General features: G+C 45.4%; 26 protein-coding genes and 1 pseudogene. 26 read left to right on the top strand and 1 reads right to left on the bottom strand.

Annotation, left to right across the window (positions count from 1 at the left end; translation table 11 throughout):
• Positions 1–3 precede the first annotated feature (3 nt).
• From K9N75_RS15275 to K9N75_RS15180, 20 genes and pseudogenes are all read left to right on the top strand, one after another.
• On the top strand, positions 4–1413 hold the full coding sequence (locus K9N75_RS15275; protein ID WP_224451805.1) for a DUF4055 domain-containing protein: 1410 nt from the start codon (positions 4–6) through the stop codon (positions 1411–1413).
• The gene (locus tag K9N75_RS15270) at positions 1397–2509 is read left to right on the top strand and encodes a phage minor head protein (RefSeq protein WP_224451804.1); all 1113 of its coding nucleotides are present in this window, start codon (positions 1397–1399) and stop codon (positions 2507–2509) included. The genes K9N75_RS15275 and K9N75_RS15270 overlap by 17 nt, the downstream gene beginning before the upstream one ends.
• A 42-nt stretch (positions 2510–2551) precedes the next feature.
• Positions 2552–2728 (top strand): GnsA/GnsB family addiction module toxin, encoded by a 177-nt coding sequence (locus K9N75_RS15265; RefSeq protein ID WP_131019416.1) that lies wholly within the window; start codon positions 2552–2554, stop codon positions 2726–2728.
• Between the two features lie 53 nt (positions 2729–2781).
• Positions 2782–3246, top strand: coding sequence for a DUF2829 domain-containing protein (locus K9N75_RS15260; RefSeq protein ID WP_131019417.1), 465 nt, complete (start codon positions 2782–2784; stop codon positions 3244–3246).
• A 129-nt stretch (positions 3247–3375) separates the two neighbouring features.
• Positions 3376–4128 carry a DUF6651 domain-containing protein gene (locus K9N75_RS15255; protein WP_224451803.1) on the top strand — a complete coding sequence of 251 codons (753 nt, stop codon included), beginning with the start codon at positions 3376–3378 and terminating at the stop codon, positions 4126–4128.
• Positions 4129–4141: 13 nt separating this feature from the next.
• A complete protein-coding gene (locus K9N75_RS15250) occupies positions 4142–5290 on the top strand; it encodes a major capsid protein (RefSeq protein WP_224451802.1) in 1149 nt (382 codons plus the stop codon).
• Between the two features lie 39 nt (positions 5291–5329).
• Positions 5330–5536, top strand: a complete 207-nt coding sequence (locus K9N75_RS15245; protein ID WP_131020478.1) for a hypothetical protein — start codon at positions 5330–5332, stop codon at positions 5534–5536.
• A 5-nt stretch (positions 5537–5541) separates the two neighbouring features.
• On the top strand, positions 5542–6024 hold the full coding sequence (locus tag K9N75_RS15240) for a DnaT-like ssDNA-binding protein (RefSeq protein WP_224451801.1): 483 nt from the start codon (positions 5542–5544) through the stop codon (positions 6022–6024).
• Position 6025: 1 nt separating this feature from the next.
• A complete protein-coding gene (locus tag K9N75_RS15235) occupies positions 6026–6376 on the top strand; it encodes a hypothetical protein (protein ID WP_131020480.1) in 351 nt (116 codons plus the stop codon).
• A 2-nt stretch (positions 6377–6378) separates the two neighbouring features.
• Complete coding sequence (locus tag K9N75_RS15230) at positions 6379–6966, top strand: hypothetical protein (protein ID WP_131020481.1); 588 nt, start codon at positions 6379–6381, stop codon at positions 6964–6966.
• Complete coding sequence (locus K9N75_RS15225; protein ID WP_193065877.1) at positions 6967–7386, top strand: phage tail terminator-like protein; 420 nt, start codon at positions 6967–6969, stop codon at positions 7384–7386.
• A gap of 7 nt (positions 7387–7393) precedes the next feature.
• Positions 7394–7831 carry a hypothetical protein gene (locus K9N75_RS15220; RefSeq protein ID WP_224451800.1) on the top strand — a complete coding sequence of 146 codons (438 nt, stop codon included), beginning with the start codon at positions 7394–7396 and terminating at the stop codon, positions 7829–7831.
• Positions 7832–7905: 74 nt separating this feature from the next.
• Positions 7906–8556, top strand: a complete 651-nt coding sequence (locus tag K9N75_RS15215) for a phage tail protein (RefSeq protein ID WP_008814335.1) — start codon at positions 7906–7908, stop codon at positions 8554–8556.
• Positions 8557–8688: 132 nt separating this feature from the next.
• Positions 8689–9042 (top strand): phage tail assembly chaperone, encoded by a 354-nt coding sequence (locus K9N75_RS15210; protein ID WP_193065879.1) that lies wholly within the window; start codon positions 8689–8691, stop codon positions 9040–9042.
• 86 nt (positions 9043–9128) lie between these two features.
• Positions 9129–9341 carry a DUF1799 domain-containing protein gene (locus K9N75_RS15205; protein ID WP_263481235.1) on the top strand — a complete coding sequence of 71 codons (213 nt, stop codon included), beginning with the start codon at positions 9129–9131 and terminating at the stop codon, positions 9339–9341.
• 143 nt (positions 9342–9484) lie between these two features.
• Positions 9485–10098, top strand: a pseudogene (locus tag K9N75_RS15200) (Rha family transcriptional regulator).
• Positions 10099–10421: 323 nt separating this feature from the next.
• Complete coding sequence (locus tag K9N75_RS15195) at positions 10422–13484, top strand: phage tail tape measure protein (RefSeq protein WP_224451799.1); 3063 nt, start codon at positions 10422–10424, stop codon at positions 13482–13484.
• 63 nt (positions 13485–13547) lie between these two features.
• Positions 13548–14060 (top strand): zinc ribbon domain-containing protein, encoded by a 513-nt coding sequence (locus K9N75_RS15190; RefSeq protein ID WP_131020471.1) that lies wholly within the window; start codon positions 13548–13550, stop codon positions 14058–14060.
• A gap of 165 nt (positions 14061–14225) precedes the next feature.
• Positions 14226–14753: an Ail/Lom family outer membrane beta-barrel protein gene (locus K9N75_RS15185; RefSeq protein WP_131020470.1), complete on the top strand. Its 528-nt coding sequence runs from the start codon at positions 14226–14228 to the stop codon at positions 14751–14753.
• A 102-nt stretch (positions 14754–14855) separates the two neighbouring features.
• The gene (locus K9N75_RS15180; RefSeq protein ID WP_131020469.1) at positions 14856–15290 is read left to right on the top strand and encodes a zinc ribbon domain-containing protein; all 435 of its coding nucleotides are present in this window, start codon (positions 14856–14858) and stop codon (positions 15288–15290) included.
• 21 nt (positions 15291–15311) lie between these two features.
• On the opposite strand, the gene K9N75_RS15175 is transcribed toward K9N75_RS15180, so the two are convergent.
• Positions 15312–15686, bottom strand: a complete 375-nt coding sequence (locus K9N75_RS15175; RefSeq protein WP_131020468.1) for an Arc family DNA-binding protein — start codon at positions 15684–15686, stop codon at positions 15312–15314.
• Positions 15687–15801: 115 nt separating this feature from the next.
• Between K9N75_RS15175 and K9N75_RS15170 the strand changes: the two genes are divergently transcribed.
• The 6 genes from K9N75_RS15170 to K9N75_RS15145 all read left to right on the top strand — a co-directional run bounded on the left by K9N75_RS15170 (position 15802) and on the right by K9N75_RS15145 (position 18702).
• Positions 15802–15975, top strand: coding sequence for an Arc family DNA-binding protein (locus tag K9N75_RS15170; protein WP_131020467.1), 174 nt, complete (start codon positions 15802–15804; stop codon positions 15973–15975).
• Complete coding sequence (locus K9N75_RS15165; protein ID WP_224451798.1) at positions 15965–16615, top strand: BRO-N domain-containing protein; 651 nt, start codon at positions 15965–15967, stop codon at positions 16613–16615. The genes K9N75_RS15170 and K9N75_RS15165 overlap by 11 nt, the downstream gene beginning before the upstream one ends.
• A gap of 76 nt (positions 16616–16691) precedes the next feature.
• Positions 16692–17543 (top strand): ORF6N domain-containing protein, encoded by an 852-nt coding sequence (locus K9N75_RS15160; RefSeq protein WP_224451797.1) that lies wholly within the window; start codon positions 16692–16694, stop codon positions 17541–17543.
• 157 nt (positions 17544–17700) lie between these two features.
• Positions 17701–17997: a DUF1902 domain-containing protein gene (locus tag K9N75_RS15155; protein ID WP_061554352.1), complete on the top strand. Its 297-nt coding sequence runs from the start codon at positions 17701–17703 to the stop codon at positions 17995–17997.
• Between the two features lie 12 nt (positions 17998–18009).
• Positions 18010–18297, top strand: a complete 288-nt coding sequence (locus tag K9N75_RS15150) for a type II toxin-antitoxin system HicA family toxin (RefSeq protein ID WP_061554353.1) — start codon at positions 18010–18012, stop codon at positions 18295–18297.
• Positions 18298–18360: 63 nt separating this feature from the next.
• The gene (locus K9N75_RS15145) at positions 18361–18702 is read left to right on the top strand and encodes a phage tail protein (protein ID WP_061554354.1); all 342 of its coding nucleotides are present in this window, start codon (positions 18361–18363) and stop codon (positions 18700–18702) included.
• Positions 18703–18760: the final 58 nt, after the last annotated feature.

Genomic DNA, 18760 nt, shown 5'->3' with positions numbered 1-18760 from the left:
ATCATGCCTGATATCTCAACACCCAACCTAGATTACAACAACATGATCGAGGCGTGGGATATTAATGACGCCCTGATGGGTGGAACGTTATACATGCGTCAGTTAGGTGAGCAATACATGCCGCGCTGGCCAAACGAAGATGATGAGTCTTATAAAACGCGCCTATCTCAAGCAACACTTCTCCCTGTGTACGAAGAAACCATAAAGCAAAATGTGGGACGCGTATTTTCAGAGCCAACTAAGTTAAGCGAAACCACGCCAAGTGAAATCGTTAATCTCTGCAAAAATATTGATCTCGAAGGGAATCGATTGGATGTATGGGCTCAGGAGTGGTTTAGCCTTGCCCAACAATACGGCGTAGCCTATGCGCTGGTGGAATACCCAAGAGTGGATAACGAATCAGTAAAGACAGTAGCTGACGAAAAAGCACTTGGTGTTCGCCCTTACGTTGTCATGCTTAACCCTAGGCAGGTAATTGGTTGGAAATCAAAGACCGAGGGTGGCAAGGTTATCGTTACTGAATTAAGAATAAAAGAAACCGTAACGGAAGACGGTGACGACTTCGGGCAAAAAAAGATAGAGCAAATTCGCCACATATCAGAGGGACATGTTGCCATCTGGCGCAAATCAAAAGGCGAAGACGGTTCTGTTGCATGGGCGATACATGAAGAATGGGAAGTATCCCGCAAAGGGATTGCATTTATCCAGCTCTACACAAAACGCATTGGATTTATGCGTGGAGTACCACCTCTATTAAATTTGGCATTACTAAACATCAAACACTGGCAAAGCCAGAGTGAGCAAGACAACATCTTGCACGTAGCAAGAGTTCCAATCCTAATGGTATTTGGTCTTGGAGAGAATCAAGAGCTAACCATTGGGTCATCCTGTGCTACTGAGTTTACCGATCGCTCTAAGCAGGGTATTGAGTACGCCGAGCATTCAGGAGCGGCTATCGGATCTGGAAAGGAATCATTAGCTACCTTGGAAATGCAAATGCGCATGGCCGGTGCAAAGATGTTAAGAACGGAAAACACATCAACCAAGGCGTTAGATCAGGTCAACGAAGAAAAAATGCAGGAGCAGTCTCCGCTATATACCATGGCAAACAGTCTAGAAGATGCTTTAGATAATATTCTTCAGATTATGGCTGAATACCTTGGTCTGTCGGAGGGTGGAAGCGTTGACGTTCGGACAGAGATCGAGACTGCTGAGCAGGGTTTAAATTCTCAAGCTGCTATAGCAATCCAATCTCTGAGGCAGGGTGGAGATATTAGACCTATCGATGCCGTTCGCGCATTGCAGTCGCTAAAAATTATCGATCCAGACGCCAAGCCGGAGTTAATTTTAGATGAACTAAACAACCCGGCACCAAACTTTGTGGGTGGTAATAACAATGGCAACGCTGAATGACAAATTAGGCGATGAAGTCATAGCGCACATGCTGTTTGTTAATCGCTATTCTGCTGGCGTTGCTAATAGAATGATTAAGCTCCTAAACCAAGGCGATGCTGAGCTTTCAGCCAAGCTTATGGTTGCCTTGGATGAGCTAGATCCCAATAGCTTCACGGTAAAGCGACTAGAAAGCATGCTGGTGGATGTGCGAGAAGTTAATCGGATAGCAACGCAGCGTATGTTTGATGGTCTGCAGGTGGATTTGAGGGATTTCTCACAGCATGAAGCCGGCTATCAGTTGGATTTATTCAATGCCGTACTGCCAGTTGAGGTATTAGAGAGATTCCCATTGGCGGGTATTTCTTTTGAACAGGTTTACGCCGCTGCAATGGCTAGACCTTTTCAGGGTAGGCTATTAAAGGATTGGGCTAAAAACCTTGAAGATGATCGTCTTAAACGAATTACTAATGCTGTGAGTCAAGGGTATCTTCAAGGCGAGACGGTGCAGGAAATCGCCAAAAGGGTAAGGGGGGCGAGAGCTAATAATTTTCTGGATAGCGCACTCAATGTTAGCAGGGCAAATGCCGCTAGCATTGTCAAAACAGCCATAAATCACACTGCATCAGTAGCAAGAAACAAATTCGCCGAGAAAAATAGCGACATTATCAAAGCTAAGCAGTGGAGCAGTACGCTCGACACCAAGACCTCTGCGCAATGCCGAATTCGCGATCGCTTGATGTATTCTCTCGAAAATAAGCCGCTAGGCCATAAAATCCCATATCTACAAGGACCTGGGCGCATTCACTGGAATTGCCGAAGTGGTGAGATATTTATTACCAAGTCATGGAAGGAGCTTGGGTTTAAGAAGGGCGAACTAAGCGGAGCTACTCGAGCCAGTATGGATGGGCAACTACCAGCGGAAACGTCTTATGGGGAATGGCTGCAGCGCCAGAGTGCGTACAGACAAACTCAGGTTCTTGGCCCCGTACGCTACCAGCTAATTAAGGATGGTGGTATGAGCTACGACTCTTTCTATTCTGATAAGGGTGAATGGCTCACGCTAGAACAGTTGCGAGAGTTAGATGCTAGGGCATTTGAAGAAGCTGGGTTGTGAAAACTAATGCATTATTAATATGAAATTTATCTGGAGATATCCATGGCAACGGCAGCAGAAATTAAATCACGTATTGAAGGCGAGATTTCAGAGCTTATCGGAAAAAAAATCATAGAGTTGAAGGAAAAAACTGGACTAAGTGTTGTGGAAGTGGAGATTCACCAAGCCCAAGCTTTAGGGGGCCAGATAGAACCAGTAGTACGCATGACGCTGATTTAATTGGATGATAACGCTCAAATAAGCTAGATAGTAAACTATATCAAGGTGATTAAATGAATAAACATATTGGCACAAAATTAATTAATGCAGTTCCCATGACTCGTCAGGCGTATAACGATTTTCGAGGCTGGAAACTCCCTGATGATGAGAATGGCGCAGATGAAGGTTACTTGGTTGAGTATTTGGATGGTGGAAAGCCTAATACCGAGCGCTTTGATGGCTATGTAAGCTGGAGCCCAAAAGAGATATTCAATAAAGCATACCGCCCGGTCTCAGGGGTAAGCTTTGGCCTGGCTATTGAAGCTCTAAAGGCTGGAATGTTAGTTTCTCGTACTGGATGGAATGGGAAAGATATGTGGCTAGGATTGGTCTCCCCTGAGGATTATGACGTTGACAACCTCCCGCTTAGTGATGCCACTAAACTTCCATGGATTGGCATGAAAACCGCTGATGAGAAGATTGTTCCGTGGTTGGCTAGTCAGACTGATGTGTTAGCTGATGACTGGCAAATTATTTAATAGCGACACTTTAGTTAATTATGACTAGCTGCCCGCGGGTGGCTTTTTTATTGCCTGTCGATAGCGGATGCGAAGCGACGAACGGGTCGGATGACCTTCTATAGCGGCTGGAAAGCCAGAGGAAAAATCATGAAGTTAAAGTTAGACGATAAAGGAAATGTAGTTGTTGAAAATGGCATGCCTGTTTATACCCATGACGACGGAAAAGAAATTCCATTCGACGCTACAGCCGCATTAAGCAAAATCTCTGCGCTGAACGGTGAAGCCAAAACACACCGAGAGGCAAAGGAGCTGGCTGAATCTCAACTTGCAAAATTTGCGGGTATCTCAGATCCAGCCAAAGCGCTGGAGGCAATCGAGACACTAACAAAAATTGACCAGAAAAAGTTGATTGATGCTGGTGCGGTAGATCAGGTTAAGGCCGAGATCACCAAAGCATTTCAAACGCAATTGGATGAGGCTGGCAATAAAGCCAAAACACTGGAGGAGCAGCTTTATAAAGAAATGATTGGCGGTCGCTTCGGTAGCTCGTCTTTCATTAAAGATAAGGTAGCCATTCCTGCTGATTTTGTTCAGGCCAGATTTGGTCAGTCATTCAAAATCGAAGATGGAAAGGTTGTGGCGTATGACCCATCAGGAAACAAAGTTTTTTCTCGCACCAAACCTGGTGAATTAGCTGACTTTGATGAGGCGCTAGAGTTTTTAGTGGAGCAGTACCCACAGAAAGACCACATCTTAAAGGCAACCGGTAATAGCGGTGGTGGGGCATTACAAACTCAACACCAGCAAGGACAAAAAACCCTTAAACGTTCCGCGTTTGATGCGCTAGATATGGCGGGCAAAAACGCAGCGCTCAAAGACGGAACGACAATCGTAGATTAATTGGAGTAATAAAATGGCAGCAAACAACACACTAACTGGATTAATCCCCACCATCTATACCGCTCTTGATGTCGTTTCACGTGAGCAGACTGGCTTTATTCCAGCCGTTGCCCGTAACACTAAAGCGGATGCCGCAGCTAAAGATCAGGACGTCACTGCTCCAGTCGCACCCGTAGCGAAAACTGTTGATATCGTACCGGGTCCAACTGCTGCCGGCGATGCTGGTCAGGTAATTAGTAATGTACAGGTGAAAATCACCAAATCAAAAATGGCTCCCGTTCAATGGAATGGCGAAGAGCAATTGGCAATTGGACCATCAGGAACCTACAACACAATCCTTGCTGATCAGTTCAAGCAGGCTTTCCGTGCGCTTGCCAATGAGGTTGATAGCGATATTGGTGCGCTATATTACGGCTCATCCCGCGCTGTAGGTACCGCTGGTACCACGCCATTTGGCATTAAGGAGGACTTATCCGACTTTGCTGATGCTCGTCGTGTGCTCGAGGATAACGGTGCGCCAACTACCGATCTGCAGATGGTGCTAGGCTCCGCTGCCATCTCTAATATCCGTGGTAAGCAGTCAGTTCTATTTAAGGCTAACGAAGCAGGTACGGAAGAGTTGCTGCGTGAGGGTATTATTGGGCGCATTGAAGGCTTTAATCTTCATAACTCCGCTGGTGTTAAACGTGTCGCTGGTGGTTCTGCAACTGGCTACTTGGTTAACAAGGCTGGCGGGCACAAAGAAGGTGATCGTCTGATTTCCGTGGATACTGGAACAGGTACCGTGAAGATTGGTGAGATTGTTACCTTTGCCGGTGATGATCATAAATATGTTGTGGCCGCTGCAACATCATCAGTAATCACATTGTCAGCGCCTGGCTTAAAGCAAGATACTGCTGATAATGCGGAAATTACCGTGGGTGGTGCCTATACAGCAAATATGGCATTTGATCGCAATGCCTTCATTCTGGCATCGAGAACCCCAGCAATGCCAGAGGGTGGAGATACTGCCGATGACGTTATGAATGTTACGGATCCGGTTTCCGGTATCACCTTCCAAATCGCTCTGTACCGTCAATACCGTCAGGTTCGCTACGAAGTTGGCTTAGCTTGGGGTGTGGCATCGGTTAAGGCTGAGCACAGCACGCTAATCCTTGGATAATATAAAAAAGGGCTTCGGCCCTTTCAATCGAGGTGTTAAATGGCTAGCGAAAATACTGAATTGGGCAATGAAGATACTGGTGATATGGAAAAACCAAACGTAGAAGAACCAGTCCCACCTAAGAAAACCAAAGTTAAATTTATCAAAATGCATCGCGATCCAGATGGCGTTCATTCGCATGAAGCCGATGTTCATCCTGATAGTGTTGAACAGTGGAAATCTGAAGGCTGGATGATTAGGGAGTAAATACCATGCTAGTGACTGATTTAAACTCGCCATTATTTGATAGTTACGCCAGCTTAGAAGACCTGAGGGGATATGCCAAAACACGTGGCTATGAAATCCCTGATAGCGATGATGATTGCGAACAACTACTGATGCAAGCAATGGACTATCTGGCAGGTCTTTCATGGAAGGGAAACCGTAAGTCTGGTGATCAGCCGCTAGCATGGCCACGGACGGGTATTATGTTTGATGGTTATCCGATTATTGATAATGCGATACCGAAACAGATAGTGCAGTCTCAATGCAGATTAGCTATTGATGCACAAAATATCGATTTAGCTCCTGTGATTGACGGCGGTGGTGATGTTATTCAGGAGTCAATATCCGGCGCTATCAGCGTTACTTACGCAGAAGGAACAACATCCTCGGCACCAAAAATAACATGGCTAAATGGGGCATTAAAGGGATTCATTACCGGCGCAGGGCAGATTCGTGTAGTCAGGGGGTAGCATGGCAATTAATTACCAAAAATCTCAGAAGAGAGCCGTTAAATTGATTGCTAAGAATGGTAAAAAATTCTCACTTTTGCGCGGCGGCGGGGCCGAAAGTGTGGGTGGTATCGAGATTGAAACTCCCGAACTAACCTTATCGATCACTGGGGTTGTAGTGCAATACAAGCTAAGTGAAATCGATGGAACACTGATTGAATCAGGGGATTTTCAAATCGCAGCCACTGCTGAAACTGAAATAAAGATAGGTGATTGGATTGATGTAGATGGTAGACGATATCGAGTTATACAGCCAAATCCTATCAAACCGGCTGGCGTTGTCATTTTATATAAACCCCAACTAAGGGCGTAACTATGGCAAATAGCGATCAGTTCATGTCATCAATCAATCTCTTCGTTGAGGGATCCAAGGTAAAGATGGAAGAGGTTGTAAGACGAACGGGGATTAAAATTCTCGGGCGTCTTGTCGATATGTCTCCCGTTGGTAATCCTGAGTTATGGGCCATTAACCAGACTGCTATGCAATATAACGTCGCGGTATTCGAGGCCAATGAAGCCGCCAAGCTTGATCCGGCCAATCTAACCAAAACGGGAAGGCTTAAAAAGAAATCCCGTATCTCTGACAGCATGGATATTAAGGCTCCGCCAGAATATAGAGCTGGGCGCTTTAAAGGTAACTGGCAGATTGGTATAGGTAATGAGCCTAGTGGAGAGACAGGGCGCATTGATCCAAGTGGAAAAATGACCATGGCCGTTGGCAATATGGTGTTAGAGCAGTTTAAGGTCGGCGCTAAGGCTATCTACTTTGTGAATAACGTGCCGTATGCATACCGGTTGGAGGTAGAAGGTCATTCCCAGCAGGCCCCCAATGGCATGATCCGTATTGTTGCAAAAGATGCCCCAGCAATTCTAAAAGAGGCTATTCAGGAGGTTAAGGGCTAAATGTCAACGACACTCATAACGCAGCTTTTAGAAACAAAACTGGCTGCTATTGCCTCCTCGCTAGGATTGGAAATTGCGATGGAGAACATACCATTCAAGCCAAAAGATAGTAGGGCGGTTTATCTGCGCTCGCATATCTTGCCTGCTAAAACGCTTGGCATTGATATTGCCGGCGCGCTGCAAGTCTTCCGCGGCGTGTTTCAAGTGGACGTGGTAGCGCCTGCAGGCTCAGGAAAGACGAAAGCGGGAGAGGTGGCAGATAGTATCCTGAAAGCCTTTCCGGCCGGCTTGGAGCTAACCAGCGGCGAATTTACCGCATACATTGAATCGGTACCGTATCGAATGCGGCCGCTTCCTAGTGATACCCGTTATTTAATCCCCGTTAATATCGATTATCGGGCCGACACCGTTACAGGATGAAATAATCATGGCAGAAATTAAAATCAAAATTGATAGCAGCGATATTGACGCGGCGATCGCTAAGGTTTCGCATCTTCTCGAACTGGTTGAACGCCTGCCAGCTGGCTTGCTGGGTACTGGTACCGAATCGAAAGAGGTGCAATCCGAATCAGTGAAGGTTTTCATTAATGAAGCGTTTATCAATAAGAAGGCTGTTACAGCTGCCAACGTTAGCGAAGTTATCGAAAGCGCGATCGCCAATAGTAAGGAATTTGAAAAGCCGAAAAATGGCGAGCCCGTCTACTATGCCCCCGCTTTCACTATTGAACAGGCGCCTTATGCTGAGGACTTGCCATTAGGGCAAAAGCAATTATCCAACGGAGATATCAATGCATTAATTCGCACTGGTATTTCAACGGCCTTACGCCCCGGCGGTTCTATCTGGCAAGCATTAAACGGTAGATAACATTCCGCACCAAGCAAAACCAAACACACCGCCATTAGGGCGGTTTTTTTATACCTAAAATTGGAGTATTCCCTATGGGATTTGCATTGCCTAATGGCTCGCATGTTTATCTGGCTAAAACTTATGCGGAAGCCGAAACCGTCACCGCGGCAACCAACGCGGCCGAAACTGTTTTCACTACTGCCGAAGCAACCAAGGCAAAAGCCGGCGATATTATTCACATCCGCTCGGCGTGGCCTGGTCTTGATGAGGTTATCGCGCGAGTTAAAGAAGCCTCTGAATCCTCTGTAACGCTCGAAGACATTAATACGTTGAACACCGGCGATTTTGCCGCTGGTGGCGGCGCAGGTAGCTTCCGAGTCATTAAGTCATGGGAGGAAATGTCTCAAATTACTGAAGTGGCTAGCTCAGGTGGTGAACAGCAGAGCATACAGCTTCAGTTCTTATCCGATACAACGCAGCGCAACGTAAACACGTTCAAAACTGCCCGCGTCCAAACATACACAATTGCCCATGATTCAAGCCTTCCGTTTTATGACCTATTGCGACAAGCGGATAGCTCGCAAGACACCTTAGCCGCTTACATGTTTGTGCCGAAGGCAAAAGAGAATCGCTACTGGTCTGCTAAGGCATCCTTTAACGATATTCCTAACACTGCGGTGAACACGGTTGAAACGGTCACGGCAACGCTAAACCTTCAATCTGGTTTGACTGCCTATAAATAGGCTAGCGCTACTGCGCCAGCGAGCGCCGCCGCACCAAAAAAATAACAATGTTTATTTAATGCCAATAGCCCGCACTGACGGGCTATTCCTTCCGATATCCGAAATAATTTAATTCAATAGGAAACAATTTTCATGGCTAAAAAAGTCTGCTTCAACCCTAACCCTACCTTCTCCATTCCAGTGATGATTCCCCGTGCTGGAGATGATGATGGCGAACTGATCATTACATTCAAGAATAAACAACGCGCAGAGCTTGAATCCTTAGAAAAAGCGCTAAGCGAAAAGCTCGCCGCGCAACGTGAAGAGAATAAATTTACCAATGAGCCCACCGCGGATTATTTGATGGAAATTTGCCAAGGCTGGGAACTGCCGGAAGAGTTCAATCGCGATAATGTGATCACCCTTTTGGAAAACTACGCGCGCGCGTTTGATTCTATTTCCAGTGCCTACACCCGCGAAATGATGGCGATCCGCGAAAAAAACTAATAGCGCTTGCCGAGGCATTCTATACGCCTGAAATCCCCATAAATAACGCCTTTGGCTTTAGCCCCGATGATTACGATGATGAAATCGTGGAAATCTGGCCGGATATTGCACCCGCCTTTAACGTGTTCATATGCATGGCTACGCAATGGCGAACCGGCATGAATGGCGTTAGCGGCTTGGATTATAACTGCCTGCCGTGGCTTATGAAGGTGAAAGGAGTAGAGGACGAGGCAAGCGCGTTGAGTGATCTTAGAGTTATGGAAGCCGCCGCACTTAGGCTACTTCATAAAAATACATGATTTAATACCCTAAAAATCCTTATCCAACCCTAACAGAGCCTCACTTCGGTGAGGTTTTTTTATATGCATTTCACCGCGCACCGCAGCGCAAATAACCACATCGAACCCTACCCTTTGAAATGAGCCTTTGAGGAAGTCAGTTAGTGCTGGCGAGCCTCGATGGACTGATTTCCTATGCGGCAAAGGTTCATCTCAAAGTAAGGCAAACGCTATGAACAATTTACAGGCCATCCCTGATTTTGATTTTCGTCAGCTAGTGTCGGCGGCAGAAGGTGAGCCGGTTACCGACACATTCCAGATCGCCAAGGCATTTGGCAAAAGACATCAACATGTTATTCGCGCACTGGAAAACCTTCACTGCTCGGCTGATTTCACGAAGGCCCACTTTTGGGTTGTCGAGAAAATCAATGAGTTAGGGATATTTGATAAGAAGCAAAAGTATTACCGCATGGACTTCAGCGGCTTTGTCATGCTGGTCATGGGCTTCAATGGGGCAAAGGCTGATGCAGTTAAAGAGGCCTACATTAACGCCTTCAACTGGATGACCAGCGAGCTAAGAAAATACAGCGAAAGCTATGAAGCAGAACGTAACGCCGTCATGCTCGAATACATGAAAGAGAAAGATGTTGCCAGCATGTCAGGGCGATTACTGAACCGCTGGGGACGAGTAAAGAAACCAGCTCTATTAGCCAAGATTGAACGAATCGAGCAGAAGAGCCAAATCACCATACCCGGATTACCGGATAAAGCAGCCTGATAGGGAATAGCCACTACACTTGAAGAGTTTGGGATAGTCGGATTTGAAATCCGCATGGCTTAGGCAGATTGACGTGCTTGAATACATGTCTGCATTGAGTAAGAAGTTATTTGGTAAATCTGGCTTTCTGACAGAAATTAATGAAATCAGAGGGTTAGATACGTCTTCATCTGCTGCTTAAGCAAGGTGCTAAATAGCGCCTTGGAATAAAAATCAATAAGTTGAGAGTCATTTTCACAACGGCTCTTTAGCTGCCTCCAAAATTAACAAGGCCTCACCTAAGTGAGGTCTTTTTTATAGGATAAATAAATTGTGAGGGCTATATGGCCGATGAAATTGGCAGGATTTCGCTTGTAGCGGATACCAGCAGCATAGAACGCGCTGCAAATGAGTTAGATAAATTCTCTGCTTCCAGTAATAAAGCGGCAACGGCGGCAGATAGCCTGAATGATTCAAACACGAAAACAGCGGCAAAAGTTAAGGATGTTAACGCATCCTTTGCCGCTGGATCTGCTATCCGTGAACAGGTTCGTCGTTCCTATGAAGGGACAACAAAAGAACTCCAAGGGTTACAGCGCGAGCTGGTGGCCATACGTGGTCGAGTGGATCCGGTTGGCGTGGCATTCGACAACTTGGCGGCAATGTCAGACAAACTACGCGAAGGCCTCCGCCAAGGGCTTATCGATCCTGCTGATTATGCGGCCAGTGTGAAGGGGATCGATAACCTTACGAATTCTTTAGAGCGGTCAGTTTATGAGAATAGCGCCGCAGGTAAGGCCGCTAAAGAAGCGGCGCAGGCTGATAAGCTAGCTACCGTAGCCAAAGAGTCGTTTATTAGCCGGTTGCGGGAGCAGGCAGAAACTCAGGGTAAAACTAACTCAGAGATTTTAGCCTATAAAGCCGCTCAATTAGGTGCCACCCAAGAAGCCGCACCATTCATTGCAAGCCTTAAGCAGCAAGAAAACGCTTGGAAGAGCAGCACCATCTCGGCAGGCCAATACCGCCAAGCAATGCGCCAACTCCCTATGCAGATAACCGACGTTGTAACGTCTCTCGCATCTGGTATGCCTATCTATATGATAGCTATACAGCAGGGGGGGCAGATTAAAGACTCTTTCGGAGGGATCGGTAACGCAGCAAAGGCTTTAGCTTCTCAACTAACCCCAATGCGGTTATTAGTCGGAGGGATCACTACAGCAGCCATAGCGCTTAGTGTTGCTTACTATCAAGGAGCCCAAGAAAGCACAGAGTTTAACAAACAGCTGATCCTAACTGGCAATTACGCAGGTGTGACGACTGATCGCCTTAATGAAATGGCTAAAACCATAGCTAAATCCGGCGGAATGCAGGGCGCGGCGGCCGCGGCGCTGGCTAAGGTTGTTGGCACTGGCGCTTTTGGCGCTAACCAGCTGGAAAGCGTTACACGCTCGGCGCTGGCTATGGAGAAGGCCACCGGCCAATCAGTAGGCGCCACGATCGAGAACTTCAAGCGGTTGAAGGAAGATCCATTGCGCGCGGCGCAGGATTTAGACAAGCAATTGCACTTCCTGACCGCTACGCAGTTGGAAAGCATCACCAAGCTATCGGAAACGGGGAATGTAACGGCAGCTGCCCGCGTGGCTATGGATGCTTACGCAGACACAATGCAGCAGCGCGCGGCAGATGTTACCGATAGTCTCGGATATTTAGAAACTGGCTGGAATAGCATCAAAAGCATTGCTTCAAGCGCTTGGGATGCGATGCTGGGCGTAGGCCGTGAAGATACTATCGAAGACAAGATCGAACGCTTACAGAAAGCATCCAAGGCGCGCGCGCTAGGTATGGCTGATGTAAATGTGGGCGTAGATACTAGCGCCGAGATTGCTACACTTCAGGAGGAAAAATTTCAACGCGATATAAAAGTCGCCAAGGATAAAGCAGAACAAAACGAACAGGATCGCCAAAAGCGTGAATATAATGCTACCCAAGCATTGAATAAGAAATATGAAACGGCCGAGGAAAAGCACCAGCGCACACTATTGGAGATCCGCAGCGGTTATGCGTCTAAGGAAGCCAAAGACGCAGCAATAAAGCGCGAAAATATAGAATTTGCCGAAGCCCAAGCCCGTAAGACTAAAAAGCCAAAAGCCGCCAAGGCGATCACAGATGATGCCGCTACAAAGGAATTAGCAGCTAGCCAACAGCGTCTAGCGGTTTTACGTGGGCAATCTTCAATCACTGACAAAATGACGCAGCAAGAAAGCCGCTTGCTTGAATTTAATCAGCAGATTGCAGACCTGAAAAACAAATCCATTCTAACCGCCGATCAAAAGTCTTTGCTTTCGCGTGAAAGCGAAATCCGCGCAAGCCTTCAGCTTGAAGCAAATATCGCCAAGGAGAACGCGCAGCGCGATAAAGCCGTAAAGGCTATGAAGACGATGAGCGATTACGCTAAAGAGATTGAAGAGCGTAATAAGCAAGCGGAGAAGAGTTTCGGGAAAACCACGAAGGGAACGCAGCGTGAAGCGCAAGAATCGCAGCTAAATAAGACCTACAACAAATCACTAGAGGGTATTACCGATGCGGCTCAGTTAGCAAAAATCACAGCCGAATATAACAAAGCCAAAGAGGAACTATATAAGGGATTTAGCGAAGCCGATGCTCGCGATCTGGACTTTGTTGGCGGGTTAAATCTCGGTATCGCCCAGTTTGCCGAAAATGCTCTTAATGTATTTCAGTCAACTGCACAGATAGGCCAAACCACAATGCAGGGCCTTTCAGATATGGCGACTGAAATGGCAACGACCGGCAGGGCAAATATTAAGGAGTTTGGAACATCAATCCTTAAGATGATTTTGCAGGTTATAAACCAGATGCTGGTGGCTTACGCGGTTCAGGCGGCGCTTGGATGGGCTGGCATGGGCTCTGGTGGTTCTTCAGGTTCAGTTGGCGGCATTGGTGCAATGGGATTGCCTACTGGATTTGGTGGTTTTGATAAAGGTGGATATACAGGCGATGGTGGAAAGCATGAGCCTAAAGGCATTGTCCATGGTGGTGAATTTGTTTTCACCAAGGAATCAACGAGCCGGATCGGTACGGATAATCTTTACGCGCTGATGCGCGGCTATGCAAATGGTGGGTTAGTTGGCTCTCAGTCAATGAGTCGAGCCCCAATGTTTGGCTTAACTGGCGGCTCTGGTGCTGGTGGCGTTGCCGTTGATTTAAGTGGTATGAATATTGTCGTTCAAGGTCAGCAACAGCAACAGAATGGTAGCCCGCAGCAAAATCAGGCTATTAGCCAAGCAGCAAAAAATGAAGTGATAGCGATAGTCTCTCAGCAACTAGATAGGGCTTTGGGTCAGTCTGGGCGCATAACAACTGCAATTCAAAACAAGGTAGGGCGATAAACATTTTCTTCTACCTTAAGCCCCTCTGTTATGATGTGACAAATCATTACAGAGGGTAAGTGTGTGGAGTTATTCATTAGTTTCGTACTCATAGGTCTTATTCCTGCATTCATTGCGCAAAGAAAAGGGCGTTCATTTATCATATGGTGGATTTATGGAACTCTGTTGTTCATTGTTGCCTTAATTCACTCCATGCTTATGAAGCCTGATGTTAAAAAAATTGAAACCGATAGCATCAATAATGGAATGAAAAAGTGTCCATTTTGTGCAGAATTAATTAAGGGTGAGGCTGTTAAATGCAAACATTGCGGCAGTGATGTTCCATTGGTTGTTGAGCATGGGGTTCTTGAAAAAAACGATGTCAGCATTTTGGAACGAGAATTTTCGGCAGAAGATGTATGGGCAGGAAAGGATTTCAATAAAAACACAATTTCTGAAATAGCTGCATTGGCTATGAGTGGTTCAGGGATGGAAGATCCATTAGTGATTTCAAAACTAGAGCAAGTGAAAAATTTCACTAATAAGAAACAATATGCATTATTTATTGACTTTATCAATAAGGATATGAATGTTTAAATATAGAAAAATAAAACATTAATAAATAATTAATTTGCTATCTAAATATTGGTATTGGGTTAGGCAATACCAATATATTACCTTTGGTTATTATTTATATTTTTATTTATCATCGCGATATCACCTGATAATATAAATTGATTTTTTACATTTCAGGATGAAAACATGAAGAGAATATTATTAGCGTCATTACTTTTACCTTTATTGCCAATTAGCGCCCAAGCTGCTGGTGAAAGCACTATTTCTGCTGGATATGCACAAAGCAATGCGAAGCAGGACGATATTGGGTTAGATGAGAATCCAAAAGGTTTTAACTTAAAATATCGGTATGAGATGAATGACAAGATTGGCTTTATTGGCTCATTCACTTACACCACTCAGGATTACGACTTCTATTATGGAAGTCGTAAAGTTGGCTCGGGGACGCTTGACTATTACTCACTTGCTGGTGGCCCTTCATTTCGCTTTAATGAATACATCAGTGCTTATGGATTAATCGGTGCGGCAAAGGGGAAAATTGAAGCATCCGCTTTCGGTCAGTCTGAAAGCCAAAGCAAAACCTCAATGATGTATGGGCTTGGCTTGCAGTTTAATCCAATCCCTAATGTAGCTATCGATGCATCATATGAATACAGCAAGCTTGATGAGGTGAAGGTTAATACCTTCGTTATCGGCGTTGGCTATCGATTCTAATCCATCATAATGACAAAGCCCACATACGTGGGCTTTTATTTACACCACTCCCAACCTTACCTCTGCTACCATATTGTTATATGCACTTTACGAGGATGGGTTATGAGGGTTTTTGGCTTTGTTGTCATGGGTATTGGATTGGCGTGGTTGATTTCCGCGCTATTCATGGATGCTAGCGTAGTGATTGATGGTGGTTATAGGGTTAATAACATAGGGCTATTGGCGGCTAAGCAAAATAATATCATTGTTGGTGGCTTGATAGTCCTTTGTGGACTGTTGCTTGCTATGTTTGGTGAGAGGTTAAAGGCAACTCTAAGCCATGTAAAATGCCCATACTGTTCCGAGCTTGTAAGTACAGAGGCTATCAAATGCAAACACTGTGGTAGCAGCCTTACATCTGTGAAATCTAGTGAGCGCAATGAACAGAGCGAAGTCAAAAGTAGTCGACTTGATGGCGTAAACATGAAGTATCCAATTATCCTAGTATTGGTAGTGTTCTCAGCCATAATTGCATCAATAGCTCTGTACCGAAACTAATAACGGAAAGAACAAAGCCCACTAGGTGGGCTTTTTGTTTTTGAATACATCTACCATAGAGGTGTTATGAAGACTTTTTAGAGCCTGATACATCTGGGTATAAGAAGTTATCTGCTCCATGAGGAAGAATGTAACGTCAGTCATTTCCCTTTCCCATTTCTCAAACTCTTCTGGATTTGATGGTTTTCTTTCTGCTAGGTCTTTGTAGGTTTTCATGAACCTAGAATTATCAACTTGTGATGGTATAGGTGATTTCAAAGCTTCATCAATGATGAATATTAACTCTGTATTCATTGACCTACCATTCTCTTTAGCCCTTTCGGCTATAGCTTCTCTCATTCCTGATGGCAGGCGAATATTGAATCTATCCATCTCTTGGCTTGGAAACTTACTCATTGATACAGACCCTGTGATGCAAATTTTTATCATAGTAGCACCTACTTGACATCATCATAAATAGTGCTAAATTGGTTCTAGCACCAACTTGACACCACTCGATGAGAGGTAATAAATGAGCGACGTAATGTATACAGGGCGTAAAAGCCAAAGTTTTCAACTGCGCTTACCTGAGCGCATGAAAGAAGAAATCCGTCGTATGGCAGAGATGGATGGTATTTCAATTAACTCTGCGATTGTGCAGCGCTTGGCTCGTTGCTTGAGAGAGGAAAGGGCGAATGGTCAGTAAAAATAGCGAAACCCCGCAGTGCGCGAACACGAACGGGGTTTCTAACGTCAGTAATCATTGCGAGAAAACCGACATGAACAGTATACAGAACAAAGAATTAACTTTCCACAATACCAACTTCTCCTACATGGAGATGGCAGGGCAAATCTGGCTGACAGCCGCAGAAGTTGGTGAAGCGCTTGGGTACTCTGATGATAAAGCAATCCACCGTCTTTATCGCAAACATGCAGATGAATTTACAGTGAATATGACAGGGGTGGTTAAAGTGACCACCCCCGGTGGAGTACAGGATTCTCGGGTTTTCTCACTTCGCAGCGCACATCTAATGGGGATGTTTTCACGCACCACTGTTGCCAAAGAGTTCCGCCGCTGGGTGCTGGATATTCTGGATCGCGAAGTGGCGCAGGGGAACGTTAATCCAGCTTTCGATTTTGAGATGCACGCAAGGAATATGACAGTTGCTCGCAAGCATTTTAAGTTTATCTACGAAACATGGTGTCATCGGCTAGACCCAGCACTGAGGGCTATAAACTCGCCTGTAGCGGCTGAGTTGGTTGATCACCTCAAATCTCTGGGTTCATTAACTTACGGAATACACCTTGGACTTGATAGAGCGGAGAAAAGCAAGCTAACTCACTGATTTATGCGGTGACGCATAAAGAAAAACCGCCAGTGTGGAGCTGGCGGCTTACATCAACTAATGATTGGAGTCTTATATGCAACAATCAACATCAACTGCTGTAAATGTAGCAAACTATTTACCTACTGTCGATCCTGATACTTTTCCAGTAATTGAATGGAAGGGAGTTCGGGTGGTCACTACTGAGACACTGGCTGCTGGCTACGGTACAGATGAAGTAAATATCCGTAATAACCTATCTAGAAACCTCGATCACTTCGAAGATGGTAAACATTATTTCCTTTTGACTGGCTCAGAGTTGAAGGAATTCAAGAACAGAGTAACTGATGGTTACTCTGTTGGTAAGCGAGCTAGGTCAATCACGCTATGGACAGAAAAGGGCGCAGCTCGCATGTCCAAGATCATTGATACCGATGAGGCTTGGGATTTTTTTGAGCAGATGGAGACGGCATATTTTCATCCTGTGCAGCATATGCTTAGTCATGGTGATGCTTCGGCAAAAGTTCAAATGCACATGATGCTTAACGAGTCTGCTGCTCGAATGCTAAATTTGCCGCAGACTGGCAAGTTACAAATGCTACGTAAGACTTTTGAACACTATGGAGTTCCAGATACTCTACCTAGCTATGGGATTGATGCACCTAATGAAGGAGGCTCTAGTGAGGTAACCTTCTCTTTAACGCATTTGCTTAAGGCATCAGGCGTTAGCTTATCTGCCGCATCAGTTAATAAGTTACTTCAGAAAAATGGAATTATTCAGAAGATGAAGCGTGCTAGTAGCAAAGGTGGGGAAAAGGAATTCTGGAATATTACTGAATCCGGATTGCGGTTTGGAAAGAATGTAACGAGCGATCGCAACCCTCGCGAAACTCAGCCGCATTTTTATAATTCACAATTTGGTAAATTGCTGGCTACGATCGGAATCTGACCTACAAAAAAAGTGTAGGCTCCTACCCTAACCCGCTAAGTGCGGGTTTTTCTTAAATCCCACAGCGAATACCGCGTCAAATACAGTAATACTTGTAGTAATGGTATAGCCTTGGTTATACTCTTTACGTAAACCAAAGGTTAATTATGGAGATTGTATGAAGTACTTACGTTGCATGGCGTACCGTCAGGATGGCGTCTATGTTGCCGTTTGCTTAGATCTCTCCCTTGCCGCTCAAGCGGATACAATTCAAGAGGCGATGAGCAAGCTCGAGTCGCAAATCACTGACTTTGTAGAAGAGGCTATTTCAGAGCCCGAATTCACTATCGACCTACTGAACAAGAGAAAAGCACCAGTTTCACTATGGGTGAAATACTTTTCTGTATGGTTCCGAATGTTCTTTTCTCAAAAGAATGGGAAATTGTTCAATGAACCATGCAACATTCCATCTTAGTGGCTCACTACTATGTTTTTTGTAAAGAAACTCACGCCACTAAAATATGATGAAGTAATTTATGGATTAAGGTTGCTTGGCTTTGAGATGAAACCCAAAAAGGGAACATCTCATGAGCAATGGGTTGCGGTAAAAGAAAGAAAAAAATATGTAGTCACAGTCGACAAGCACCACTCACCCTTCTCAAGGGATCTGATAAAGTCGATGGCAAATCAATCTGGTGTTAACGCTAGAAAATTCCACGCCCTATGCCGAGGTGATGCAACACTTAGCGAGCTAGGCTTAGAAGCAAGCGAATAGATTTAAATGCTAATTCCCATAAACCTGCCTCGTGCGGGTTTTTTTACGACTGGAGAACGTCAAATGGCCTTAGAAACATTCACATGGCGAACGCAGGGACAGCCGGAAGGCTCTTTTAGTCAGCGCGTTAGAACGGTCAAGTTTGGCGATGGTTACGAGCAAGTAGCCGCCGATGGTATTAACCCAGAGCAACAAAGCTGGCCTTTAAGCTTCAGTGGCTTAGAAAGTGAAATGCTCCCGATCCTTTCCTTCGTTCGGCGCCATGTGATTAAGTCCTTTATCTGGACGCCGCCATATGGCAAACAGGGGTTATATCGCATTGCTAGTGACTCTATCAGGGCAACGCCAGTGGGCGGCAAAACAATGACGGTATCGGCTACATTCGAACAATCATACGCGCCGTAAAGCGCATCAATCGATCACAAAACAAAGGGCTATCTTCGGATAGCCTTTTTTTATGGGG

Origin of the sequence: Hafnia paralvei (assembly GCF_020150375.1) — a bacterium.
Lineage (GTDB): Bacteria > Pseudomonadota > Gammaproteobacteria > Enterobacterales > Enterobacteriaceae > Hafnia > Hafnia paralvei.
This window is presented reverse-complemented; position numbering and strand designations above follow the sequence as displayed.